The 22,978-nt window shown below is 68.1% G+C and carries 30 protein-coding genes and 1 pseudogene; 16 read left to right on the top strand and 15 right to left on the bottom strand.

Annotation, left to right across the window (positions count from 1 at the left end; all coding sequences use genetic code 11):
* Positions 1-77 precede the first annotated feature (77 nt).
* Complete coding sequence (locus ACFVHO_RS22680) at positions 78-551, top strand: hypothetical protein (RefSeq protein WP_385717408.1); 474 nt, start codon at positions 78-80, stop codon at positions 549-551.
* Between the two features lie 94 nt (positions 552-645).
* Here the strand turns inward: ACFVHO_RS22680 and ACFVHO_RS22675 are convergent, their stop codons facing one another.
* Entirely contained in the window at positions 646-921 is a 276-nt protein-coding gene (locus tag ACFVHO_RS22675) for a hypothetical protein (protein ID WP_385717405.1), read from the bottom strand.
* A gap of 157 nt (positions 922-1,078) precedes the next feature.
* On the bottom strand, positions 1,079-1,633 hold the full coding sequence (locus ACFVHO_RS22670) for a hypothetical protein (RefSeq protein WP_385717402.1): 555 nt from the start codon (positions 1,631-1,633) through the stop codon (positions 1,079-1,081).
* 199 nt (positions 1,634-1,832) lie between these two features.
* Between ACFVHO_RS22670 and ACFVHO_RS22665 the strand changes: the two genes are divergently transcribed.
* Positions 1,833-2,468, top strand: coding sequence for a TetR/AcrR family transcriptional regulator (locus ACFVHO_RS22665; protein WP_385717399.1), 636 nt, complete (start codon positions 1,833-1,835; stop codon positions 2,466-2,468).
* Positions 2,465-2,887, top strand: a complete 423-nt coding sequence (locus ACFVHO_RS22660) for a Dabb family protein (protein ID WP_385717396.1) — start codon at positions 2,465-2,467, stop codon at positions 2,885-2,887. Before ACFVHO_RS22665 ends, ACFVHO_RS22660 begins: the two co-directional genes overlap by 4 nt.
* Positions 2,888-2,927: 40 nt before the next feature.
* Here ACFVHO_RS22660 and ACFVHO_RS22655 read toward each other — a convergent pair whose 3' ends face one another.
* Entirely contained in the window at positions 2,928-3,707 is a 780-nt protein-coding gene (locus ACFVHO_RS22655; protein WP_385717393.1) for an SDR family NAD(P)-dependent oxidoreductase, read from the bottom strand.
* 219 nt (positions 3,708-3,926) lie between these two features.
* Positions 3,927-4,778 (bottom strand): oxidoreductase, encoded by an 852-nt coding sequence (locus ACFVHO_RS22650; RefSeq protein ID WP_385717390.1) that lies wholly within the window; start codon positions 4,776-4,778, stop codon positions 3,927-3,929.
* Positions 4,779-4,984: 206 nt separating this feature from the next.
* On the opposite strand from ACFVHO_RS22650, the gene ACFVHO_RS22645 reads away from it, so the two are divergent.
* Positions 4,985-5,635 carry a helix-turn-helix transcriptional regulator gene (locus ACFVHO_RS22645; RefSeq protein WP_385717389.1) on the top strand — a complete coding sequence of 217 codons (651 nt, stop codon included), beginning with the start codon at positions 4,985-4,987 and terminating at the stop codon, positions 5,633-5,635.
* Between the two features lie 49 nt (positions 5,636-5,684).
* Here the strand turns inward: ACFVHO_RS22645 and ACFVHO_RS22640 are convergent, their stop codons facing one another.
* Positions 5,685-6,146, bottom strand: a complete 462-nt coding sequence (locus tag ACFVHO_RS22640) for a VOC family protein (RefSeq protein WP_385717386.1) — start codon at positions 6,144-6,146, stop codon at positions 5,685-5,687.
* A 247-nt stretch (positions 6,147-6,393) separates the two neighbouring features.
* Here ACFVHO_RS22640 and ACFVHO_RS22635 point away from each other — a divergent pair, with 247 nt between their 5' ends.
* Both ACFVHO_RS22635 and ACFVHO_RS22630 read left to right on the top strand, forming a co-directional pair.
* The gene (locus tag ACFVHO_RS22635; RefSeq protein WP_385717648.1) at positions 6,394-6,603 is read left to right on the top strand and encodes a DUF1330 domain-containing protein; all 210 of its coding nucleotides are present in this window, start codon (positions 6,394-6,396) and stop codon (positions 6,601-6,603) included.
* 96 nt (positions 6,604-6,699) lie between these two features.
* The gene (locus ACFVHO_RS22630) at positions 6,700-7,440 is read left to right on the top strand and encodes a class I SAM-dependent methyltransferase (RefSeq protein ID WP_385717383.1); all 741 of its coding nucleotides are present in this window, start codon (positions 6,700-6,702) and stop codon (positions 7,438-7,440) included.
* Positions 7,441-7,458: 18 nt separating this feature from the next.
* Here ACFVHO_RS22630 and ACFVHO_RS22625 read toward each other — a convergent pair whose 3' ends face one another.
* Entirely contained in the window at positions 7,459-8,598 is a 1,140-nt protein-coding gene (locus ACFVHO_RS22625) for a PucR family transcriptional regulator (protein WP_385717381.1), read from the bottom strand.
* An 88-nt stretch (positions 8,599-8,686) separates the two neighbouring features.
* Here ACFVHO_RS22625 and ACFVHO_RS22620 point away from each other — a divergent pair, with 88 nt between their 5' ends.
* The 4 genes from ACFVHO_RS22620 to ACFVHO_RS22605 all read left to right on the top strand — a co-directional run bounded on the left by ACFVHO_RS22620 (position 8,687) and on the right by ACFVHO_RS22605 (position 12,149).
* Positions 8,687-9,742 (top strand): ferredoxin reductase, encoded by a 1,056-nt coding sequence (locus ACFVHO_RS22620; RefSeq protein WP_385717378.1) that lies wholly within the window; start codon positions 8,687-8,689, stop codon positions 9,740-9,742.
* Positions 9,743-9,749: 7 nt separating this feature from the next.
* The gene (locus ACFVHO_RS22615) at positions 9,750-10,868 is read left to right on the top strand and encodes a fatty acid desaturase family protein (RefSeq protein WP_385717376.1); all 1,119 of its coding nucleotides are present in this window, start codon (positions 9,750-9,752) and stop codon (positions 10,866-10,868) included.
* Between the two features lie 214 nt (positions 10,869-11,082).
* A complete protein-coding gene (locus tag ACFVHO_RS22610) occupies positions 11,083-11,574 on the top strand; it encodes a hypothetical protein (protein ID WP_385717374.1) in 492 nt (163 codons plus the stop codon).
* Positions 11,575-11,729: 155 nt separating this feature from the next.
* On the top strand, positions 11,730-12,149 hold the full coding sequence (locus tag ACFVHO_RS22605) for a hypothetical protein (RefSeq protein WP_385717371.1): 420 nt from the start codon (positions 11,730-11,732) through the stop codon (positions 12,147-12,149).
* Positions 12,150-12,303: 154 nt separating this feature from the next.
* On the opposite strand, the gene ACFVHO_RS22600 is transcribed toward ACFVHO_RS22605, so the two are convergent.
* Positions 12,304-12,900, bottom strand: coding sequence for a DinB family protein (locus ACFVHO_RS22600; protein WP_385717368.1), 597 nt, complete (start codon positions 12,898-12,900; stop codon positions 12,304-12,306).
* A gap of 232 nt (positions 12,901-13,132) precedes the next feature.
* Entirely contained in the window at positions 13,133-14,056 is a 924-nt protein-coding gene (locus ACFVHO_RS22595; RefSeq protein WP_385717645.1) for a GNAT family N-acetyltransferase, read from the bottom strand.
* A 368-nt stretch (positions 14,057-14,424) separates the two neighbouring features.
* Here ACFVHO_RS22595 and ACFVHO_RS22590 point away from each other — a divergent pair, with 368 nt between their 5' ends.
* The 3 genes from ACFVHO_RS22590 to ACFVHO_RS22580 all read left to right on the top strand — a co-directional run bounded on the left by ACFVHO_RS22590 (position 14,425) and on the right by ACFVHO_RS22580 (position 17,152).
* Positions 14,425-14,676: a hypothetical protein gene (locus tag ACFVHO_RS22590; RefSeq protein ID WP_385717365.1), complete on the top strand. Its 252-nt coding sequence runs from the start codon at positions 14,425-14,427 to the stop codon at positions 14,674-14,676.
* A 393-nt stretch (positions 14,677-15,069) separates the two neighbouring features.
* Positions 15,070-15,657 (top strand): DinB family protein, encoded by a 588-nt coding sequence (locus ACFVHO_RS22585; protein WP_385717362.1) that lies wholly within the window; start codon positions 15,070-15,072, stop codon positions 15,655-15,657.
* A 103-nt stretch (positions 15,658-15,760) separates the two neighbouring features.
* Entirely contained in the window at positions 15,761-17,152 is a 1,392-nt protein-coding gene (locus tag ACFVHO_RS22580; RefSeq protein ID WP_385717359.1) for a serine/threonine-protein kinase, read from the top strand.
* A 255-nt stretch (positions 17,153-17,407) separates the two neighbouring features.
* Here ACFVHO_RS22580 and ACFVHO_RS22575 read toward each other — a convergent pair.
* Both ACFVHO_RS22575 and ACFVHO_RS22570 read right to left on the bottom strand, forming a co-directional pair.
* A pseudogene (locus tag ACFVHO_RS22575) lies at positions 17,408-17,482 on the bottom strand (chitinase); the annotation flags it as partial.
* Positions 17,482-17,820 (bottom strand): glycoside hydrolase family 19 protein, encoded by a 339-nt coding sequence (locus tag ACFVHO_RS22570; RefSeq protein WP_385717356.1) that lies wholly within the window; start codon positions 17,818-17,820, stop codon positions 17,482-17,484. The gene ACFVHO_RS22570 and the pseudogene ACFVHO_RS22575, both read right to left, overlap by 1 nt.
* 371 nt (positions 17,821-18,191) lie before the next feature.
* On the opposite strand from ACFVHO_RS22570, the gene ACFVHO_RS22565 reads away from it, so the two are divergent.
* Together ACFVHO_RS22565 and ACFVHO_RS22560 are read left to right on the top strand one after the other, a co-directional pair.
* A complete protein-coding gene (locus tag ACFVHO_RS22565; RefSeq protein WP_385717353.1) occupies positions 18,192-18,704 on the top strand; it encodes a hypothetical protein in 513 nt (170 codons plus the stop codon).
* A 119-nt stretch (positions 18,705-18,823) separates the two neighbouring features.
* Positions 18,824-19,087, top strand: a complete 264-nt coding sequence (locus ACFVHO_RS22560) for a hypothetical protein (protein ID WP_385717350.1) — start codon at positions 18,824-18,826, stop codon at positions 19,085-19,087.
* Positions 19,088-19,426: 339 nt separating this feature from the next.
* On the opposite strand, the gene ACFVHO_RS22555 is transcribed toward ACFVHO_RS22560, so the two are convergent.
* Positions 19,427-20,242, bottom strand: coding sequence for an SDR family NAD(P)-dependent oxidoreductase (locus ACFVHO_RS22555; RefSeq protein ID WP_385717347.1), 816 nt, complete (start codon positions 20,240-20,242; stop codon positions 19,427-19,429).
* 540 nt (positions 20,243-20,782) lie between these two features.
* On the opposite strand from ACFVHO_RS22555, the gene ACFVHO_RS22550 reads away from it, so the two are divergent.
* Complete coding sequence (locus tag ACFVHO_RS22550) at positions 20,783-21,169, top strand: RidA family protein (protein WP_385717344.1); 387 nt, start codon at positions 20,783-20,785, stop codon at positions 21,167-21,169.
* Between the two features lie 51 nt (positions 21,170-21,220).
* Here ACFVHO_RS22550 and ACFVHO_RS22545 read toward each other — a convergent pair whose 3' ends face one another.
* From ACFVHO_RS22545 to ACFVHO_RS22530, 4 genes are all read right to left on the bottom strand, one after another.
* Positions 21,221-21,379, bottom strand: coding sequence for a hypothetical protein (locus tag ACFVHO_RS22545; protein ID WP_385717341.1), 159 nt, complete (start codon positions 21,377-21,379; stop codon positions 21,221-21,223).
* A 175-nt stretch (positions 21,380-21,554) separates the two neighbouring features.
* Positions 21,555-22,007: a hypothetical protein gene (locus tag ACFVHO_RS22540; RefSeq protein ID WP_385717338.1), complete on the bottom strand. Its 453-nt coding sequence runs from the start codon at positions 22,005-22,007 to the stop codon at positions 21,555-21,557.
* 32 nt (positions 22,008-22,039) lie between these two features.
* Positions 22,040-22,252, bottom strand: coding sequence for a hypothetical protein (locus ACFVHO_RS22535; RefSeq protein ID WP_385717335.1), 213 nt, complete (start codon positions 22,250-22,252; stop codon positions 22,040-22,042).
* Positions 22,252-22,773, bottom strand: coding sequence for an HAD domain-containing protein (locus ACFVHO_RS22530; protein WP_385717642.1), 522 nt, complete (start codon positions 22,771-22,773; stop codon positions 22,252-22,254). Before ACFVHO_RS22530 ends, ACFVHO_RS22535 begins: the two co-directional genes overlap by 1 nt.
* Positions 22,774-22,978: the final 205 nt, after the last annotated feature.

The following is a 22,978-nucleotide window of genomic DNA, read 5'->3' as shown; positions in this document are numbered from 1 at the left end:
GCCGGTCTCGCGCGAACTACTACCGACGGCGGCGTTGCCGCCGCTCGACCCGCACGCTTCCAACGAAAGGAAAGCCCGTGAGTCGAACAAAAGTCCTGGCGCCCACGGCCCTCTGGGCGGCAGTCGTCCTCGCGCTCGTCGCGATGGCCGGGCTCTTCGCTCCCCGGTCGCACGCGTCGGCACCCGCCGCGCCGGTGGCGCACACGGCGCAGACCGCCGCGACGCCCGGAACGACGACCCGAGCCGCGGCCGCCCCCGACTTCGACATCGAGTCCTTCACGTGTTCTGCGAATCGCACGCAGGGCGGCCCAGGGCAAATCACCTGTAAGGCCAAGTGGTTCGGGGGCGAGCCCAATTTCGATCCGACATTCCAGGCCGACCCCGGGGGAAGCAACCCGGTAACGAACTCCAGCAATTCAGCCCGGACCGCGACATTCACCTTCGGGTGCCTCCGCAGCAGGGAATACACCGTGACCCTGTTCATCAGCGACCGTAACGGCAGCAAGACCCAGACCAAGACGGTCCCCTACATCCCGTGCGGCAACTCATGACACCACTGGAGTGACCGGCGAGCTGGTGGTGCCTGCCCGGCATTGCTGCCAGGCAGGCACCACCTTGAGGGCAACGATCCGGCCCCGGCCCTGGTCAGGAGGGCTCGGTCAGAACCCACAACTGCCAGACTCCGGCGGGTCGGCACTCGTAGGCGCGTACGCCGTTCTCCATGTACCACCGGCCGCGCTCGTGGCAGCGGTTCAGCTCGTCCGGAGGAAAGTCCGCCACGTGGTGCCAGCCCGGACCGGCTGCCGGAGTGGACTGTACGGGCGTGGGTGCGGGCGCGGAGGCCGCGGCAGTTGCGCTGTGGCTCGCCACCAGCAGGGATGCGGCCGCAGCCGCGAGGAGTACGCGTTTCATGGTTCGCATGGAACGCATCCTTCCGCAGCTGGCGGGTCCACATCGGTGGAGACCGCTCCGCCTTCCCTCGATTGGACTAAAGGTGATACGTGCAGCCTGACTTTGGGACATGGCGCGGCTCTTGAGAGTGCGGCAGTCTGCGCGCCCGCCCATTGCCACTATTGCCTCATCGCGTTCTGAGCTTGCGGTTTCCGGCCCGGTCCTTCGCGATGTTTCGTATCTTCCTGCTGCAGCCTGACCCGGCGAGCAGGGCGAGTACCTCCGGCGACGTCGACTGCTCGGCGAGAACGCGCTGCATCCAGTACGTGACCTTCGCCAACTCGACCGGTGTCGGCACGTGACCGTCCTCGATGGACAGGTGGAACAGCCAGTCGTGGATGCGGCGGCGAATGAACTCGCGGTACTCCCCCGTTTTGAGCTGGTCGATCTCCGGCAGCAGTTCGGCCGACCACTGCCGGAACTCGGCAGGACCGGTCACCTGCGTGGCGATCCTGTCCACGAGGGCGACCACCGCCGTCTTGGCCCCCATCTCGTGGGGGTCGCGCAGGATCGTGGCGACGATCGCGCGGTCCCGGTCGCGGCTCCGCGAGGAAGCGGTCACCGAGACGACGCGTTGGTACGCGGACGATCGGACGTGCTCGTCCGCGAGGGCTTCGTCGACGTCCACGTCGAGGATGTTGGCCCCCGCCAGCAACTCGGCCACATCGGAACGCAATGTCATCGCTTCGTCCCCTCTCGCACGACCGGACTCCACATCGTGGGCACCGACCTCCGGCCCGCACGCTGAACCAAACGAAACGGCCCGTTGGTACAGGATCCCCCCTCCCCCGCCCCTGACGAATCTGGCCGCGTCGGGTTGACAGACTCAGGAGTGCACAAAATACTAACGGCGTTAGATTTCCTAACGTCGTTAGGGGTTCATGGTGGGGAAGCGCGAAGAGGTACGTCAGCGGACGTTCGCCGAGATCCTGGAGACAGCGGGCCGCATGGCCGAGGCCGAGGGCTGGCGAGCGGTGACCATCCGGCGGATCGCCGCTGAGATCGGCTACAGCGCGCCGGTGATCTACCAGCACTTCGCGAGCAAAGAGGCGCTCCTGCACACGCTGCTGGAGCGCACCAACGGCGAGTTGGCGCAGCGGATGCGAGCCGCCGTGGCCGACGCACCGGCGTCACGGGGCCCGCACCTGGCCGCGGTCGCGTACCTGGAGTTCGCCCGGTCACGGCCCGGCCTGTACCAGCTCATGTCGGGCGCACCGGGCACGGACGTCGATGCCTCCACCCGCCGCGCCGCCGCCGACGACGTAATCACCTTCACCAGGCAGCTCATCGGCGCATGGGCGGCCGAGACCGCAGCCGAACCTCCCAGTATCGAGGACGCCTGCGACCTGCTGTGGGGCACGCTGCACGGCCTCGCGAGCATCGGGTCGATCAAGGACGTCGGCTACGACCGCGCCCTGCGCCTGGCCGACCAGGCGGTGACGGCACTGCTCGGCTACTGGTCATCCCCGACCGCGAACCCCGAAGGCCGCCCGCAGACCGCTAAGGAAGAGAAATGATCTATCACCACAACCGATTCACCTTCAAGACGACCGCCACCGCCCAACAGCGCGAGGAGGCCCTCGCCAGCCTGCGCAACCAGGGCGAGTCGATCGACGCGGTCACGCGCTACGTCGTCGGCAGAGACATCGGCGGCGAGTTCGAGTACGGCGCCGTCTTCCTCCTCGAGGACCTCGACGGCTACTGGGAGTACCTGATGGCGCCCTCCCACGCCCACACCGACCGGATCGGCCTGCCGCTCCTGGAGTCCTTCGTCTCCTACGACACCACCGACAGCGACGACCCGGACATCGCCCAGAAGATCGCCGACCTGCACACGCGACGCTACGCCGGCGACCCGGCCCTCACCGAGTTGGTGGCCAACCTCCCCTCCTACACCGGCAGCGGCGCGCCGACCCCCGCCACCCCGGGAGCGTAGCCGCGCCGACGTCACGGCCCCGGTACGCGCCCGCGGCAGATCATCCGGGCGTGATGGGTCCGAGGTAGGTGCCGCCGGAGACGTCGATGGTCTGGCCGGTCACCCAGCGCCCTTGCGGTCCCGCCAGGAAGCCCACCACGTCCGCGACGTCCTCCGGCTCGCCGATCCGCCCGAGCGCGGTGATCGACTCAAGTCCGGCCACTGCCTCGGGAACCTCGGCGTAGTGGGCGATCATGTCGGTCAGCACCACCCCGGGTTCGACCGTGTTCACGGTGATCCCACGTCGGCCCAGTTCGTTGGCGAGCGACGGGCCAAGGGCAGCCAGAGCCGCCTTGGTGACGGTGTAGCCGATCTGGTGGGGGTCCGCGATCCGGGTGGACGCCGAGCCCACGTTGACGATCCGCCCGCCGTCCCGCAGCAGCGGCAGCGCCCGCTGGACCACGAAGACGGGCGTGCTCACGTTGATCGCAAGGAGTCGCTCGAACTCCTCCTCGGTGAGCTGCCCGATCGAACTGACCGAGTGAATGCCCGCGTTGTTGACCAGGATGTCCAGGCCGTCCGCACCGTGATCGGCGAGCCCGGCGGTGAGCCCGTCGAACAGCCGGTCCACCGCACCGCTTTCGCCGAACCGGGCCTGCACCGTGAACGCCCGGCCACCGGTCTCGGCGATCCGCGCCACGGTCTTCGCAGCGGCCTCGTCGTTGCTGCCGTAGTGGACCGCGACCAGCGCCCCCTCGGCGGCGAGCCGCAGAGCGACCGCGCGCCCGATCCCGCGCGAGCCGCCCGTCACCAGTGCGGTCCCGCCGTCTAATTCACCCATGAACGCCTCTTCCCTCGTGAAGTACGCGGTCGGATCCAAGAGCGATTCAGCCTAAGGTGCCGCAGGGGGATGCGGTGGTGATCTCCCGATTGCGCGTGACGAGCAATGCGCGAGGCCAGGCGGAACGGCTGTCCAGCACCGGACAGGAGCTGGCCCTGGGCCAGCTGGTGATGACGGCCGCCGTCGGGGCCCAGTGCTTGGGCCCGACGGCGAGTGACGTCAGGCGGATCGCCTGACGTCGTCGTAGTCGGTGGAGGCCGACAACTCGGCCCACGCCAGCATGTCGCGCTCGAAGGCGTCGCGTCCGGCCTGGACAAGCCGAAGGGCGTCGGGGCCGAGCAGCAGGCGCGTCGGCGGCTGGTCGGCCGCCACGATGCGCAGCACCGCGGCCGCGGCCTTGTCCGGGTCGCCCGGCTGACGCCCGTTGCCTTGGGTGCGCCGGGCACGCAGCGGCTCGAACAGCTCGTCGTAGCCGGCGATCGCACGAGGGGCGAAGACCATCGAGCGGCCGGCCCAGTCGGTGCGGAAACTTCCCGGCTCGACGGCCGTGACATGGATGCCGAAATCGGCGACCTCCTTGCCGAGCGTTTCGAGGATGCCCTCCACCGCGAACTTGCTGCCGTGGTAGAAGCCCAGACCCGGCATGGTGATCAGTCCTCCCATCGAGGTGACGGCGATGATGTGGCCGCAGCGGCGCTCCCGCATGTGCGGCAGCACGGCCTTGATCACTGCCACGGTTCCGTAGACGTTCACCTCGAACTGACGGCGAAGGTCGTCCATCGACGACTCCTCGAAGAGGCCGTCATGGCCGTACCCGGCGTTCGCGACGAGTACGTCGACCGGGCCCAGGTCGCGCTCGGCCTCGTCCACGACCGTGTCCACCGCGTCGTGGTCGGTCACGTCCAGGATGCGGGCGTGCGCGTCGCCGGCGAGCGCCTCGAAGGCCCGTGCGTCGGCGGGCGTGCGTACCGTGCCCACCACCCGGTGGCCCGCGGCCAACGCCGCGCGTGCGAGCGCGCGGCCCAGGCCGGTGCTGACGCCGGTGATCAGGAATGTCTTGGTGTCCGACACAGGAGTTCCCTTCGTACGATGCGAACAGAGGCCGACCCGGGCGCGGTTGGGCCATGGCCGGTCTCGACACGTTCCACTTCAGCACCGGAATCGGCTGCTGATCGGCCTCCGGGGGGGCGCTTCGCCCTGGGGACAGCCGGGCCAGGGGTCTGCCAGTCCCCCTTTCGCCGGCCGTCGGGGCGATCTTGAGCCCTATCGTGAACGGCATGGACCGCAACACGGCTCTCGGCGAGTTCCTCCGCTCTCGGCGGGCACGGATCACCCCTCATCAGGCGGGCCTGTCCGACGACGGCGCCTCACGGCGAGTGCCAGGACTGCGCCGCGAAGAGGTCGCGCAGCTGGCGGGCGTGAGCGTCGACTACTACGTACGCCTGGAACGCGGACGCCGACTCAACGTCTCCGAAACCGTCCTTGACGCCATCTCCCGCGCGCTACGCCTCGATTCCGTCGAACGCACCCATCTGTTCCAGCTCGCCAAACCCGCCGCAGGCAAGCCCCGCCGCACGGCGACGCGTCCACAGCCGGTCCGCCCGGGGCTGCGCGACCTGCTCCGGATCCTCGATCACACCCCCGCCCTCGTGCTGGGGCGGCGACTGGACGTGCTCGCGTCCAACCAGATGGCACGTGCGCTGCTCACCGACTTCGAGGTCCTGCCGCACCGTGAATGGAACCTGGTGCGGTTCATGTTCGGCCCGCTCACCCTCAATTACGAGTCCCTCACCCTGCCCGCCGACCAGGACCAGCGGCTGAGCGTCTACACCGCCGAGGCGGGCTCCAGCTCCGAAGAGGCGCTTCGGCTACTGGCCGCGTGGATACGGCAGCCCGAGACCTCGCACGGACAGCGCGCAGATCATTAGACACCCGCCGGTCCGCGAGGAGCGGTTGTGAGCTTTGCGTTGATTACGTTCAGCGATGCTTTCTGGGCTTCTCGTCGATGGCGGGCATCGGCTTCCCGCCCGGATGCCACCGGTTGAGGAAGCCGGCCTGCCTGCCGACGTCAACGAGTTCGATCCGGGCACCGATGCTGTCCATCTGGTGATAGGCGAACGGCCGGCCATAGGGGCAACCGGAGAAGTCCACGGGCACGCCCTCTTCTTCCAGACGCTGGGACCCGCGCCGCACATCGCTGGTCCAGAAGCCCATGTGATCGAACCTGGCTCCCCTGGACGCGTCCCAGGGACTGCCCGAGGGCCCTTCGATGAGCTCGATGAAGGGCGGCCCGCCCGCGGTGAAGACGATGCGGAAGTCCCACTCACCGAGCCGGTCGGACACTGGCTCACTCCACTCGACTCCGGCTGCACGCCGAAGGTCCTGCATCGCCTGCTCGATATCCGGGACCACGAAGCACACATGGTAAAAGGCAGTCATTCACCCATGATCAAGCACGTCACCCCAGAGGCCCAGAGCTTAAAAAAACAAGCTGAGAACCTGCACTTGGACCCTGCTCACCGGACTGCCGAGGCCGGTTGCCGGAGACCCTGCTGTCTGTGAATCTGCGGGACCGCGGCCGACCTGACCGACGACACCAGGCAGTACGCCGCCGAAGCCATCGCGCTCTACGACGTCACCACGCTCGACGACGATGAGCGGAAACGCCAGCCATGGCGGCCATTAACTGGTCACAGGCTCCACGCCCGAGCCCGTGGAAGGCACCTGGGACTCCTCCCGGCTCGTGGTCATCGAGTTTCCCGACATGGACCGGATCCGGGAGTGGTACGACTCCCCCGAGTACCGGCGAGCCCGAGAGATACGAGAGGGCAAGGCCCGGGTGGGAATGCTGTTCGTCGAGGGTGCCCCACCCGAGGGCTTCTCCCTCCCGGCCTAGGACCTGTCCGGCGCGCCACGGGCCGGACCGGGGCTCGGGCCGGCCAGTGCCCTAATCGTGTTGACCGCCCCCGGCAAGCAGTGCTGGAGTCACCACGTGGACAGCATCCCCGCCAACCGGCGGCTCTGGAACCAGATCAGCAGCGCCTACCAGCACGAGCACGACCCGCAGATCGGCGCCGCACCCCGGCTGTGGGGCATGTACTCCATCCCCGACGCGCACCTGCGCGCCCTGGGCGACGTCACCGGCAAGCGCGTCCTCGAACTGGGCTGCGGCGCCGGTCAGTGGTCCCGGGCGCTCGCCGCCGAGGGCGCATCCGTGGTCGGACTCGACCTGTCCGAAGCCCAACTCGCCGCAGCGGCCCGCGCGATGGGAGCGGCCCGCTACCCGCTGGTGCAAGGCGCCGCCGAACACCTCCCCTTCGCCGACGACAGCTTCGACCTGGTGTTCTGCGACTTCGGTGGGCTCAGCTGGGCTCCCCCGCATCTGGCCGTCCCGCAGGCCGCACGCGTCTTGAGCCGAGGTGGGCGCCTGGTGTTCAACGTCGCCAGCCCGTGGTTCGAAGCGTGTTACGACGAAGCCGCCAGCCGCGTGACCACGACGCTGCAGCAGGACTACTTCGGGCTGAACACCATCGCCGAAGGCGACGGCGCGACCAGCTATCAGCTCACCTACGGCGACTGGGTCAGGGTCCTGCGCGGCGCGGGTCTCATCATCGACGACCTCATCGAGCCGCGGCCCGAACCGGGAACACTCAACGGCTACAACGAAACCGACCCACCCGACTGGGCACACCGCTGGCCGGCGGAACTGCTCTGGGTGACCCACAAACCGTAAGGACGGTCGAAGTACGCGTCAGCCGGCCCGAAGCCCGACCGCCAGCGTCAGTTCAAGGACCCGGTGTGGCGTCGCGAGATCCGGAAACAGCTCCCGCAGCTGCGCCATCCGGTACCGGACCGTCTGGGGATGGACGAACAACGTCGCCGCCACCTCGTCCCGCCTGCCCTGGTGCAGCAGCCACGCCCGCAACGTCTCCTCCAGCCGCCGTGCGGTCGCGACAGGCAGGTTCCGCAGCGGTGCGAGGGCTCGGGCACGCAGGTCTGCGAACGCGTCCGCGTCGGCGGTCAGCACCAGCTCGGGCAGGTGGTCCTCGGTGTCGCGAATGTCCGAGGAGAGGGAGCGCGCGCGTACGGCTCGTGCGTACGAGGCCGACGCACGAGTCCACGGCCGGGCCGGGCCCACCACGGCGGTGCGGTCGGTCAGCTGCCGCATGAGATGTGATCGGTCGGCATCGGGGACGAGCAGCACACCGGTGGAGTCCGGCAGATCGTCGAGGACCAGGGTGCTCGGGTCGAGCGCGCGGTAGGCCGGCCGGGCCTGGGCGGCGGGCAGCAGGACCGCGGTCAGCGAAACCGGAGGCTGCCACCCGGCCCGTTGGACGGAGGCCAGCAGCACGTCCGGGCTCGCGCCGGCGAGGAGGTCGCGGGCCAGGTGTTCCAGGTGGCGCTCGTGGGCCCGGCCCCGGGCGGCCAGTTCGTCGGCGTGGCCCGCGGCGCTCGCGGCGGAGAGCTCGTCGATGTAGGCGAAGGTCAGCTCGGCGAACTTGGCGACCTCGGCGGCGGGCAGACCTGCGGGTACGGCACCCGCTGCCAGGCATCGCCAGGCCACGCGGGCGCCGACGCGGTAGGCGCTGAGCAGGGCGTCCATGGAACGGCCGTCGCGCACCTCGCCGCGGCCCAGCTCGTAGGCCGCGTCCCCGGCGTCGCCGCCTGTGGCCTTCCCGCTCGCGAGGTCCAGGTAGTTCCCCAGGGCGGTGCGGACGGCTCGGCGGATGGTGGCGCCCATGCGACCCGAAAGGGCGTTGGCGTAGGAAGGGACCTCGTCGATGATCGCCTGGACGACCTCGTCGGCGGTGGTCTTCAGCGCTGCCCGAAGCGCAGTGACCGTCGTCTCATCCAGGGCCAGTTCGCTGGCCCTCCGGATTGCATGGCTCACGTTGTTTGTTCCCTGCGAACAATTCGGCCGAACAGATTCACATCCTACGGTCAGGACTTTACGCCCTGAGGCGCACCAAGCTGGGGCCATGACGAGTGCAGCCCTCCGCAGCAGGGCGTGGAATCTGCTGGAAATGGTCACGACGCCGCTGCTGCCGTCGGACTACCTCGACCTGGTCAGCCCTTTGCGTGCGGGCGCTGACCTGCGTGGGCGCATCGAGGCCGTGCACCCCGAGACGCGTGACGCCGCGACCATCTTGATCAGGCCGGGACGGGGCTGGCGCGGCCACACGGCCGGTCAGTACATGCGGATCGGGGTCGACGTCGACGGGGTGCGCCTGTGGCGTGCCTACTCCATCACCTCGCCGACGAACCGCCAGGACGGCCGCGTCACGATCACCGTGAAGGCGATCCCGGACGGCAAGGTCAGCAATCACCTGGTCCGCAGGGCCAAGCCGGGCACGCTGATCCAGCTCGATCAGCCGGCCGGTGACTTCGTGCTGCCGCAGGCCAGGCCCGCCAAGGTGCTCTACCTGACGGCCGGCAGCGGCATCACGCCCGTGATGGGCATGCTGCGCGACACCGAGTTCGACGACGCCGTCATGGTCCACTGCGCTCCGCAGCCGCGCGACGTGATCTTCCGCAGCGAACTGCACGACCTCGTCGCGGACAAGAAGCTGCGGCTCACCGAGGTGCACACCGACACCGACGGCATGCTCGACATCGCCCGTCTCGGCGAACTCGTGCCCGACTGGGCCGAGCGCGAGACCTGGGCCTGCGGGCCCGCGGGCCTGCTCGACGCCGCCGAGAAGCACTGGGCCGAGCACGGCGTCCACGAGCGCCTGCACACCGAACGCTTCCGCCCCAGCATCGTCGTCGCCGGCGACGGCGGCGAGGTCACGTTCAGCGCCACCGGCAAGACCGTGGACGCGGACGGCGCCACGCCGTTGCTGGACATCGGCGAGGAGGCCGGTGTGCTCATGCCTTCCGGGTGCCGCATGGGCATCTGCTTCGGCTGCGTCACGCCGCTCAAGACGGGCGCCGTCCGCGACCTGCGCACCGGCGAGATCACCGAGGCCGAACCGGGCGTCCTCATCCAGACCTGCGTGTCCGCCGCGGCGGGCCCCTGCGACATCGAACGGTAGGAACACCTTGACCGCCATCGACCCCACCGCCCACCTCACCGCGGAGCAGATCGAGGAGCTCGGCCGCGAGCTGGACGCGATCCGCGACGAGGTGATCGCCAGCCGCGGTGAGAAGGACGCCGCGTACATCCGCAAGGTCATCGCGGCGCAGCGCAAGCTCGAGCTGGCCAGTCGGGGCGTACTGCTGTTCTCGAGGTTCCCGCCCGCGTGGGTGCTCGGCACCGCCGGACTGTCCGTGGCGAAGATCATGGACAACATGGAGATCGGCCACAACATCCTGCACGGCCAGTGGGACTGGATGCGGGACCCGAAGATCCACTCCACCACCTGGGAGTGGGATCACGTCTCGCCGGCCGACCAGTGGAAGCACTCGCACAACGAGCTGCACCACACGTACACGAACGTGATCGGCAAGGACAACGACCTCGGCTACGGCATCATGCGCGTCGACGAGGACCAGAAGTGGCACCCGTTCCACCTCGGCCAGCCGCTGTGGAACTTCGTCAACGCCTGCTTCTTCGAGTACGGCATCGCGGCGTACGACCTGGAGCTCGGCAAGAACCTGAACAAGCGCCGCCGCAAGAACCCGGAGTTCCGCGCGCGGGCCAGGGCCGTGGGCCGCAAGATCCGCAAGCAGGTGCTCAAGGACTACGTGGTCCACCCGCTCCTTTCGGGTCCGTCGTTCCTCCCCACGCTCGCCGCCACGTTCACCGCGAATCTGGTCCGCAACCTCTGGTCCCACTCGGTGATCATGTGCGGCCACTTCCCCGAGGGCGTGCAGGTCTTCGAGCGCCGGTCGATCAAGGGCGAGACGCGCGGCCAGTGGTACCTGCGCCAGATGATGGGCTCGGCGAACATCAGCGGCAGCAAGGCCATGCACTTCATGACCGGCAACCTCTCGCACCAGATCGAGCACCACCTGTTCCCGGACCTGCCCAGCAACCGGTACGCCGAGGTCGCGGTGAAGGTGCGCGCGCTGTTCGAGAAGTACGAGCTGGAGTACGTCACCGGGCCGCTGCCCAAGCAGGTGTTCTCCGCGTGGCACAAGGTCTTCCGGCTCTCGCTTCCGAACAAGAAGCCCGAGGTCAAGACGCCGGGGCGCGAGCGGGAGCTCGTCGCGGCCTGATTCCCGTGGACCACTGCACCGATCCCGCGACCGCCACCGCAGCCGCCGCGGCGCCGCCGCCCGACTGCTGACGGCCTGTGGCCGAACCGGAGCTCGGCCTGGCCGCCGACCGTGTTTCGGCCCTGCCCGAAGGTCCTGGTGACGGCCTCCGCGACCGCCCTAGCGTCGGGCCTGCCGGTCCATGAGGGCCGGCCACCGAACGAGGGAGAAGAACGTGACCGTCTCCACGAAGCCCGTGCTCAAGCACGTCAGGACCGCGGCCACCGTGGTGGCGATCGGGACCGCCGCCACCCTGGCGGGCCCGGCGCCCACTGCGAACGCGGCACCCCCTGCGAAGGCCCCCGCTGCGAGCACAACAGGCAGTTGGTGCCGTCCGCCCCTGTGTTCTCAGACCTGGAACGACAGCGGGAAGGGCTTCTACGCCCTGAAGAACTGGTGCAAGAGCACTGGGAGCACCGGCAGCTACACCACCAAGAAGCCGACCTGCAACAACCAGAAGAGGAACTGGCTCAAGCCCGGTGAGCGGACCAAGGGCACCCAGGACTGGGACGTCTTCCAGGTGAAGAAGGGACGCTGCTTCAAGGTCGACTTCGAGCTCACCCCGGGCCGCGACTTCTCGAAGAAGTACAACCGCAAGAACAAGAAGACCATCTACGTCAAGGTCGCCAACAACGCCTTCGCCAAGGTCCGTAGCTCCACCTGCTGATCCGGCTGTAAGCACCGCACCGGGCACGTGGGCCAGCGTCTCGCGGTGCCTGCGCCTCGGCCGTTCTTGAGTCAACTCAAGAACGGCCGCAGAGGTTGGAGGGGATGAGTACGGATGCTCATGCGCCCCGCGGTCCTTCCGGCGAGTGTGCAGCCATGACACGAATCCGCCCGGGCCGGGCCGTGAAGGGGGCGATGGTCACCGCTCTGGCCGTCTTGGTGTGCCATGTGATCCTAAGTACGGGGCTCGCGAGGGCACGCGCCGAGCAACAGGCCCGTCCCGAGGAAGCTTGGGCGGGCACCGGCGTGTGGCTCGCCACGTTCGTCCTGAGCACTGTGCTCGCGATGCCCCTGCTGTTGTGGGCGGGCATGCGGATCGTGCGGGAGAAGCACTGCCACCTGCTTGTCATCGGCGGCAGCCTGACCTGGTTCTTTGGAGCCGGGTACGGCGTCGACGGCATCGACTCCGTCGAGGGCGGTCTTCTGCCGGTGCCCTTGCTCCTCTGCGTCGTCGCCCTGGGAGCTCTCCTGCCCATCCTGACAGGGCCTCCCGACCACGAAGCAACGGACGCATAGCCTGGACATGAGAGCCGCACCGCCCACGGGGTCGCCGACCGGCAGGCCGCACCGCGCGAGGCGGTGTCCGTGGACCAGGGACCGGTGGGCGGGGAGTTAGGCCGAGCAACTCCGGGGAACTCCGGGGGAACTCCGGAGCAAGGAACGGCCGGATTCAGGGAGCCTCATCAGCCTTGATGCGTGCGGCCGACCTGGCGGCCTGCTCGACCTTCGCGCGGTAGCCTGCGCGGGCTTCCTCGTCGATCTGCTGCTCGTGTTCGGGGCGTACCCCGGTCCGGCCGTCGACGCCCTCGCGCAGGATGTCGGCGTGCCCGGCATGCCGGTTGGTCTCGCCGAGGACATGGACCAAGATGGCGAACAGGTTCGTGTTGGGATACGGCTCCGGCCACCACGGCACGTGGCCGGGGGCGTCGAGGGGAAGCTCGTTGATCGTCGCGTCCGCGTGTTCCCACGTGCGCCGACAGAACTCGATGATCTGATCGCGGGTCTCGTCCTCGGCCGCCCACTGATCGCTGCCGTCGTAGTCCTGCCACCGGGACAGCGGCTCCGGGCAAGGGCGGCCGAAGACCTCGCCGAAGTACCTGGCCTCGACGGTGGCCACGTGTTTGACCAGGCCGAGGAGGTTGGTCCCGGTCGCCGTCAAAGGCCGGCGGGCGTCGTACTCGGACAAGCCGTCGAGTTTCCAGAGCAGCGCCTTGCGGTCCCGCCGCAGTCTCGTGTGCAGGTTGTTCTTCGCGAAGTCATCGATCATGCGGCATGAGCCTGCCATGGGCTGCTCGTGGTCTCAAGATCCCGTACGTGGTCCGCAACGACTGGCAGAGCTGAGGCCCAGCTGACTTGCCTCAATCTGTTTGAGGCACTGCAGCCCGGTGGCCAGGTCTGCCTCAGGTCGGGTGAGAGACCTGCCGAGTTGTCTCACCCGACCTGAGGCAGCCTGGGTGTTTGCTGGGGCGCCGTCTGTGGCGCCTCCGCCCGGTGCTCAATCAGTTCCAGGTCATATTGATCTCACGCCCGAAATTGACGTATCCAGCACGTTGGAAGGCGTTCGCCATCGGGACGTTGCCCAGGTCTGTGGACGCGCGGATGCGGGGGACGTCTTGCTCGGCAAGGATGCGGGTGCCCTCTGCGAGGAGGTCGTCGATGTAGCCATTGCCGCGGTGTGTGGGCAGGACCGCGATGTAGGTGATGATCGCGTTGTAGCCATTGTGGGCCGGGAGGACGAACCCCACTGGCTCTCCGTCGGGCAGTGTTGCGATCCGCCACCAGTCTCGCGGGCTTGTGTAGCGTGCCAGCTCGTCCTCGTAGTGCTTGACGGCCGCTTCCTGAGCGGACATCCGGGTCAGGTCGTCACGGCCATGTGCGTCCAGCGTGCCGTCCAGAACCGAGGTCATCAAGGCCACGAGCTCTCTGGCATTGCGGAACCGGCGGAACGCAAGGCGCTCGGTGGGTTTGGGGACTGGTGATTCCGGGTGCCATTCCAGCCGCAGTCGTTCGACGAAGAGCCGGGCACCGGTCCTCTCCAGTACCGTCATGCGGTCCTCGACGGCTTGTCTGGTCACCGTGTTCTCGCGCCAGTCCGGCGGGACGAGACGGCTGTACTCAGGGGGACGCGATCGGTTCGGAAGGGTGGCGGCCATCGCGGTGCGCAGGAGCCGCACCCCGATGTCCCTGTGATCGGGAGTTGGGGCGTTGTCGTCGATGTCGAGGACATCCAGGATGAGGGGTGTATCGCTGCCGGCTCGACTCCACCAGGCAGCTCTGGCCAGTAGGCGGTCACCGCGCACGGCGACCCAGATCCATTCCGGGCGTCGGCGGCCGACGGCAAGGTCGTATGCCAGTTCCTCGTTGAGGACGTAGGGCAGTTGGGAGAAGATGTCGAGTTCTTCGGGTCCGTTGATGGGACGCATGGTCAGGTCGTTCTGTTTCACGGTTCAGGCACGCTCCGGTGAAGGCGCCTGTCCGCTCCGGGGTCAGACGCGGTCCGCGCCCCGGGAGGACGCAAGCGCGGTGATCATGGGGATCATCGGCTTATCCCTCCTCTCGCTGTCGTGCCCTCGCCCTCGTGGCACGGGCCCGGTCGCAACGTCTATCCAACTGCGGCCCCTGTGCGCAAACCGTTTTCGATCACCCCCCGTATGGCCGTGTCAGTAACGGGGAAACGTCAGGGGACAGGTCCGGAAGTCCTTGGTGGGCTGGTTGGTGGCTCTGCGGGTTGTCTCATTGCGCAGGATCAGCGGAGCGTGGCCCATCCGGTGTGGTGAAGGGTGAATTTGTAGTGGGTGAGGCGGTCGCGGACCCACTTGGTGAGAGGGTCATCGATTTCGTCGGGATCGTAGCCGACGACGATGCCGCGGGAGCTGACTTCGCCGATGAACGGGACAAGGCCGCCGTCGCGCAGGGCGGCTCTCTCCCAGTGATCGGAGGCGAGCAGGCCAGAGAGCCCGACTATCTCGGCCCCCAGAAGTCCGCTGCATCCATCCCGGCCCCCACTGACCCAGCACCGACGCGGTACAGCGACCGTAGGTAAGGCGGGCCAGCGGCACCTCGGAAGGACTGAGACACCGCCCTACTTCCCCAAGTGGGACTGAGACGCGGCCACCGTTGCCACAGATGGACCGAGACTGCCCCAGGTCCACTGAGACAGGACACCAGCTGTGGCCGCCGCCCTGACCTACCACCAGAAGCTCGCAAAACTCGCCACGTGAGACAACCTCTCAGTCACCCCATAACCAGCCTGAGTCGTCTACCGAGTGGCGGTGCGACGCGGCAAGCCTGCGCCAGCTCCATCAACGGCCTGATCCGGAACGGCGCCCCCAGCTGATCGAGGAAGCCCGCGCCAGCCAACAGCTGATTGCCCCTATCGCTCCGGGCACTGGGCACAGGTTGAGCCCGGTGGCCGCGCATGACAGGCTCATGTCCCGTGATCGATGAATCCACGAAAGAGTACTTACACAGCGATCTACGAGAGATTCGCGAGGTGATGCTCTGGAAGCTCGACGGGCTCGGCGAGTACGACGTCCGCCGCCCTCTGACCTCGACGGGAACCAACCTTCTCGGCCTCGTCAAGCACCTGTCGATCTTAGAGTCCAGGTACTTCGGGGAGGTCTTCGACCGGCTACTCCCCGAACCTCTACCTCAGTGGGACGACGCCGCAGAGCCCGGCGCCGACATGTGGGCGACCGAGTACGAGACACGCGAAGAGATCACCGATCGCTACCGTCGCACCTGGGAGCACGCAGACGCGACGATTACCGCTCTCGCCATCGACTCCCCCGGCCACGTGCCCTGGTGGCCACGCCCCAACGTGAAGCTCTTCAACATCCTGGTCCACATGCTCACCGAGACCAGTCGGCACGCCGGGCACGCCGACATTCTGCGCGAACAACTCGACGGCTCGACTGGCACCTACGCAACCCCGCAGCGCGACATGACCGTCTGGAAAACCCACGTAGCGAAGATCGAGCGGGCCGCCAGAGCAGCCGCCACCAAGCTCGACCACCATGGTTGACGATCCTCTGCACCGCACCGCCTGTCAGCTCCTGGAAGCGGCCGCCAGTCACCCCTTGATCGGCAAGGCCGGTCCTGCGCGGTACCCCGGCTATATTCCATGCGTGGACGACGATCACAGGCAACTCCTCGCGGGACGCTACCGGTTGAGCCGACTGCTCGGCCAGGGAGGCATGGGCGCCGTCTGGCAGGCCCACGATGAGCAGTTGGGGCGCGACGTCGCTGTCAAGGAGTTGCAGCTGCCCGAGCATGTGAGCGAGGCCGAGCGGCAGAACTGGATCGCCCGCCTCGACCGCGAGGCCCGCGCCGCCGCACGGCTGAAGCATCCGGGGATCATCACCGTTCATGACCGGATATCCGGCCCTGATGGACGGCCCTGGATCGTCATGGAATTGGTGGACGGCGGGTCCCTGGCCGACCTCATCGAGGCGCAGGGCGCGCTCACGCCCCAGCGGGTCGCCGATATCGGGCGGCAAGTGGCGGCTGCGCTCGGTGCCGCTCACCGGATGGGGATCACGCACCGGGACATCAAGCCCGCCAACATCCTCCTCGAAGAGGACCGGGTCGTCCTGACCGACTTCGGGATCGCCGCCCTCGAGGGAGACGCCACCCTCACCGCCACCGGCATGATCATGGGCACGCCCGCGTTCATGGCCCCCGAGCAGGTCCGGGGCCTGCCCGCGACGGCCGAGTCCGACCTCTGGTCCCTGGGCGCGACGCTGTACGCCGCCGTGGAGGGCCACGCCCCGTTCGCCGGGACGGCCCCGAGCGCGATCCTGGTCGCCGTCGCCACGGAGCCGCCGATTCCGGCCGTGCGGGCGGGGGTGCTCGGCCCCGTACTCGACAGGTTGCTGTACAAGGATCCAGCCGCGCGCCTGACCATGGATCAGCTCCAGGCCCAGCTGAACGGCGCCGCCGCACCAACTCCCGCCATGGCCATGGCAGCTCCCGTTGCGTCTCCGACTCCCACAATGCCGGCGCGGAGCCCCGCCGTGCGGAAGGCCGCGGCGGGGCCCACCGCCGAGCCGGTGCCCGCACCGCGCCGACGTTTCTCACCGTGGGCCAAGCTGGGCGCGACGATGCTGGTGATCGCGGTGGTCTCGTATTCCGGGTACTTCCTCGACAAGCGGGACGACGACAACGCGTACGAAGCCAACCGGACTGTGGCCGACGCCCTGCCCGTCCCCACGGGGTTCTCCCGGCCGACCACGAACCGCGTCGACCAAAGCCAGGCACAAGTGGCGTACACGTGGCCCGACCCGTGCGTCAAACACTGCGCCGACCAGGTTCTCCTGGCCGAAGAGTGGATGAAGCAGCAGGCGGGCGTGGCCCGGGTCGACACCCTCGGAGCCGAAAATGGGGGCTGCCTCAACGACAAGCACGGCTGCCCCATCCTGATAGAGCAGGCGCCGTCGTACAAAGACCCGACCCTGCAGAGCGCCGCACTCCAGACAGAGGGCAACCGGCTCACTTTCCGGGTCCAGGTGGGCCGATAGCCGCCGGCCGCTCGTCCTCCTGGCAGATAACGGCCGCCGTAGAGGGGTGTACCCGCGATCACGTGAGTCTGTCGGTGGGTTCGAGCGCTCGAGGGACTCATTGTCGGACGCGGCTGGTGGCGCCACACCCTGTGACGCCAGTCGCAGCGAGCATCGGGCTCTGCGGTGGTGCGCCAGGGGGCCGCGGACGCTGTGGATGTGCGTCATCCACAACCACAGCGCGGTCTTCCAGGCGATGTCAGCATCGGTCGCCACGAGCTCGGGGTTGTTGAGCCCGTCGAAGCCGATCGCATCACCGGCGGGCCCATAGTTGTAGTTCCACGCGAGCATCAGCGGGCCGCGGCCGTAGTACTCCTTGCCCGACACCCCGGGTACTGGGTGTTGCTCTTGTCGACGTAGTGCTTCGACGGCCTGTCCCACTGCTCGATGTAGGCGAGATGACCGGTCTCGTGTGTCACGTGGGCAAAGAAGGCAGCGATCTCCCACAGGCTGTCCTTCTCCGAACTCTTGGTGCCGAAGCCCGGAAAGCTGTCCAGCGCGGTGATGAACGCGCTGCGGGTGTAGAAGCTCTTCCCCGGTGTCGAACTGTCCGCCTGGTCGATGATCCCGTCGAAGAACGCCTCGGTGACGACGTCTGGGACGTTCACGACCTCGTTGGCTTCAGACATGAGCCCCCTCTTCCGGCAGCTGCCGAGCGCGACGAGTCCATCGCATGGCGTGACACACGCGATCATCCCGCAGGACGATCGAGCATGAGACGGAATTCGCCGCTCCTTGCGGGCCGCCAGGTTCTCCAGCGTGATCGGCTCCCGCGCGGCCGGGTCCAACGCGTCGAGGGCGGGGCGCAGTTCGGGGTACCGGGTCCTCGGGGGTCACGGCCGTCCGTTCCCGGGCTCGGCACAGCGGGTAGGCCGGTAGGGAGGAAGTCTCGGCCCGCCGTGTGCGCGGCGGGCTTCCGTGGCGTGCTGCCCCGTCCCTGTCAGCCCCACCCGGGTCCGGCCTCGGCGCGGCGCGCCCCATGCCTCAAGGAGCACCCGACATGTCCGTACCCATTCCCACACGACGGCTTCCGCTCCGGCGCGGTCCGCACGCCCAGTACCGCCGCTCGTTACGCCGCTTCGTGGCCCTGTTCAGCGGGCTGCTGCTCGCCCTGTCCGGGCTGCTGGCCACCGCCCCGCCGGCGTCGGCCGCGCCACGGCTCACCCTCTTCGGACCTTCTGAAAACCTCGATCCCGTAGGGGTCGGGACCAGCTACAACTACAGCTTCGCCCTGAGGGGGAACGGCGACATCACCAGCGCGCGGGCCACCCTGACCCTGTCGGGCACCTTGGCGAACATCGCCGACGCCACCCCCAGCACCGGCAGCTGCACGTTCACCCCGACGGTCGCCACCTGCGACATCGGCGACATCCCCCGCGGGATCATCCCTGAGGTGATCGTGGCAGTCACGCCCTACGCCGCGGGCACGGTGACCGCCACCGTCACCGGTACCGCTGACGGCACGAACGACGTCAGCGGCACGGAGTCCACCACGGTGACCGCCGTCAGCTAGAACGCCGGAGCCTTGGTCCCGCCGAAGCCCAGCCTCAGCAGTGACCAGGGCCTGGCCGGGGCGGGCGGCGGGCACCCTCAGCCGAGAGCCCGCAGCGTGCGGCGCGCCGTCGCCTTGAGGTGGGCAGGGACCTCGGGATCGGCGTCCAGGGTGTAGTCGGCGTCGGGGACAGCGACAAGCTCGCACACACGACCTGGACCGGGACCGGCGGCTGGACCAAACCCGTCCTGCTGGACGACCACAAGTCCCGAAACACTCCGGCCCTGCTCACCTGCAAGGCCGGACCTGCAGGCGCCGAACAGGATGCCCTGCTCCTCGTCTACCGAGGCATCGACGGCTACCAGGCTTTGACGCGCGATGTCATCGAACCCGACGAAACATGATCGTTTCGGGGCATCGGCCTGCCTACAGCGGGCGCTATACCCCTCTAGCTCGCCCTCGACCGCTTCCATCCCTCAAGGCCGGAAGCGGTCCTGCATCAGCTACCTGTCTCAACTGAAATGGTCGCCGCAGTTCAACGGGCCGGCGACAAGCCCCGGCCTCACGCCACCAGCGTCAACCCACAGCCAGATCCGCAGCAACCAATGGCCAGCTCTTCCGTGTAGCAGCCTTCCAATTCAGGTTCTAAGGGAACGCCGGGCAGACGTGCACCGCCGTGGGCCCCGTGCCCGGCGCCGCCGGCAGCCCCGTGGCAGCCCAAGGTGGGGCTGTCCAAGAGTCCGCTACAGGCGCGGGATGCGCGGCTCGATCCGGTGGCCGAAGGCGGCACCGCCCACACCGACCGTGGTCATCCCGCCGTCGACGGTGAGGACGGCCCCGTTGACGTAGGACGCGGCGGGCGACAGCAGCCAGTCGATCACCCCAGCGACCTCCTCAGGATCACCGGGCCGTCCGGCGGGAGTGAGCCGGTTCGCCTCCTCGTACGCCGCCTCGGCGCCACCCGCCAGTCCCGCCTCCGACGCGAAGCGCGCCATCCGCTGGTCGGCCATCTCCGTACGCACCCAGCCCGGGCACACCGTGTTGGCCCTCAGCCCCTGCGGCCCATAGTCGACAGCCAGGGAGCCACAGAGGTGGAGCAAAGCCGCCTTGGACGTCGCATAAGCAGCGTTGCCGACGCTGTTGCGCAGCGCGGCGACCGAAGCGACGGCGACCACCGCACCACGGGCCTCCAGCAGATGCGGCAGTGCCGCACGCAACAGCAGGAACGGGCCGGTGAGGTTGGTCCGCATCAGCTCTTCCCAGTCCTCGACCTCGGTGTCGCCGACCGCGCCGCCCCGCCCGATTCCGGCGTTCAGCACCACACCGTCGAGTCTTCCGTAGGCCGTCACCGTCGTCTCGACGAGCTCGCGCACGGCCTCGGGGTCAGCGGCGTCGGAAGGCTGGGCCAGCGCTCCGGTCTCCTCGGCCACCCGGTGCAGTGGCTCGGGCCGCCGCCCGGAGATCACGACCTGGTGCCCTGCCGCGCGCAGCAGCCGGGCGGTGGCGGCCCCGATTCCCGTTCCCCCACCCGTCACCAGGACAACACGCTGTTCCGACATGGTCGTTCGCCTCCGAAGATGGTCAGCTTCCGGTTCCCCGCACAGTGATCATAAGAAGCCTCGGCACCGCCTGGGCGCCTGCCCGGTCGACTGTCAACGCACCGACCGGCGCCCGGGGCCGTTCGACGAGCGCACGGTTCCTTCAACGTCGCGGCACTACGTGTCGCCGCGAAGAAGTTCCCAAAGGCCGCACGGACCAGTGCTCCTGCGACGGGCTGTGCCCCCTTCCGACATGGCCAAGAGATCTCCGCACGGACGCGCAGCCGGTGGGCCAGGGCGCCCCGGTGGTAACCGGCCCGGAGGTCATCGGTATCCGGCCAGAGCCTCGGCGATCCGCGAGCTCACAGCATCGACCACCACGACCTCCGGCGCGTTCCAACTACCGAACCGGCAACCGCCCACACGTCCTTAAGTGAGGCCGGCTGGGTACGTCGATGCGCGGGCGTGATGGCGCCTCTCGTAATCCGCTTCCCCTGGATCCTGCCGGTGGATGATGATCGGTCCGCAGCCATGCCGTCCGTCCAGAGAGCGAGGCAGTCGATGGAACTCGTGCCCCACAACCCGACCGAAGGCGTCTACCCGGCAACCGACGACTATGTGCACGCCATGGAGGTCCGAGGCACCGGACGGCTGTTGTACGTCGCCGGCACCATGGGGCTCGACCCGGCCGGGAAGCCAGGGACCGGCTTGGAGGAACAGCTCGAACTGATCTGGTCAAACATCCGTGCCATTCTCGCGTCCGCCGATATGACCGTCGACAACATCGTGCGCCTGACCAGCTACCTGCGGGATCCCGATTATGCCGAGGCCAACGCTTCCGCCCGAACGGCCGCACTCGGCGGCAGACGCGTCCCGACCACCGCCATCGTCGCGACCACACTGGACAGCGACTGGCTCGTCGAAATCGAGGTCGTCGCCGCTGGGTGACAGTCCACACGCGCAGGCGCAGATCGGCCCGGGCCCCGAGGTGCGGACCACTCAGCGGGGCCGCCTGCCCGCCGTGGCACGCAGGTCACGGCGCGGCGGGTCGCCGATTATGAGGCCGAGTCGCTCGGCAGGTTCGGCGCCCGGCCATTCCCGGCGGGGCTGGGCCAGGGAGAGCAGGCCGGGCATCCGGGCGGGCGTGTCCTGGGGCATGCCCGCCACCCTGTCTCCACCTTTGCGATGCGAGAGGTCCTATTGCTGAGCTCGACATCTGCCTGCCGCTTCCCCTGCACGCCACATACGTGCTGCGCACCCGGGAAGCGGGCAAGCACGCCCTGATCAGGTGGTAGTTGACCGGGCACGAGATAAGAAGCGTGTCGTGCAAGTCCTACGCCTTCGAGGTCTCCTTGTTGCTAGGCCACTCGAAAAGAACGACGCGCCAGCGGCTCTTCACGTGCACCAGATCAACTGTCTCCCGCAGCGAGCGCCCTTCACTGGCAGAGGCTGTCAGGGCGACTCTGCCCATGTAGTCGCCCATTCGGTCATACTTAATGGGCGCTTTCGTGATGGTGAGCCCCTTGCCACCCTTGGATTGAATGATCTTGTCTGCCTGCTTCCGCGACCACGGCTCGTCGGGAGCGTCTCCCACTTCCAGGAGGGCCTTCACGTCACGGTCGTTGAGGGCTTCGACGTAGCGCTTGACTGCATCCGGAGCCCCCGAGGGCGGGGAAATGCTGCCAGGGTTATCGCTGCCATCAGTGGCATCCCCGGCGTCGGCGACGCCACAGCCCGGGGTGAGGAGCAACACGATGGTCGCTACGAGCATCCGTCGCCCGCTCATGGCACCTCCACGGTCAGCCGACTGTCAGCTTCTCAGGCGCGGTCTGCACTCCACCAGGTCCTGGGGCGCTTGCGAAGGGTCCTATTGATGTTCCTGTTGTACACGTTAGAGGCGCGATAGGTGAGGTAGGAATTGCCGTTGGTCCTCACCTTGGTGGCGAGCATCGTGTGGTTGTTGTTGTGGTCGAAGTCTGCTGGGTGCAGCTCTTCCACGGGGACCTCGTCGCGTGGTGCGGAGTTGTCCATTAGCCCCGGTGTAGTCGCAACCAGTGGTCGAGTGTGGCGAAGTCCCTGTCTGTGATGCCGTGCCGGGCATCGACGCGATGCAGGAGGGCTTGGCCCGGGAGGTGTGTCTCGGTCCAGGTCCGGTCCGTGTCTGTGATTTCGTCATCGATCCAGGCGAAGGGGCGTCCGGCTGCCCAGCGGAAGAGGTCACGGGTCTTCCAGTGGAGTCCGTCCTGCTGGTCTGCGTCGGACGGTTCGGGCCAGTTCACTACGGGCAGCTCCGGCAGGCCCAGCCACGGGGCGAGGCATTCGTTCGCGTCGGACATCCACGTGGTGGCCCACACCAGCTCGCAGGGCAACGCCATCAGCCGGGGCCCAAGTGACGGATTGGCCCTGGTGATCAGCGGATTTGTACCGGCTTCCGGTACGTGGTGTCCGGTCCGGTAGGTCGGGTATCCGCCTGGAAGCTGTTGCCGCGTCGCCCCGAAGGGAATGAGTGGGCCATCTACATCGAGAAAGAGAAGGGGCAGCGTAGAACCGATCACGTCTGCACGGTAATCGTGTTCCAGCTCGCGCGACAGCGGTCCGAGCGCCGCCTCCGGCCAGGATGTTCTCGCTTCGGGAGGACGGCGAGGGCGGCGGTGGGCTCGTTGGTCGAAGAGTTCCGGCAGCGGAAAGCAGTCGGCCGCGCGCAGATACAGGAACTCCGGGGACCGGATTGCCGAGTTCACCGAGAGGCCCGCAGCC

Origin of the sequence: Streptomyces sp. NPDC127108, assembly GCF_042677545.1 — a bacterium.
GTDB lineage: Bacteria > Actinomycetota > Actinomycetes > Streptomycetales > Streptomycetaceae > Streptomyces.
The sequence above is the reverse complement of the archived record's forward strand: the minus strand, read 5'-3'. Positions and strand labels throughout refer to the sequence as shown.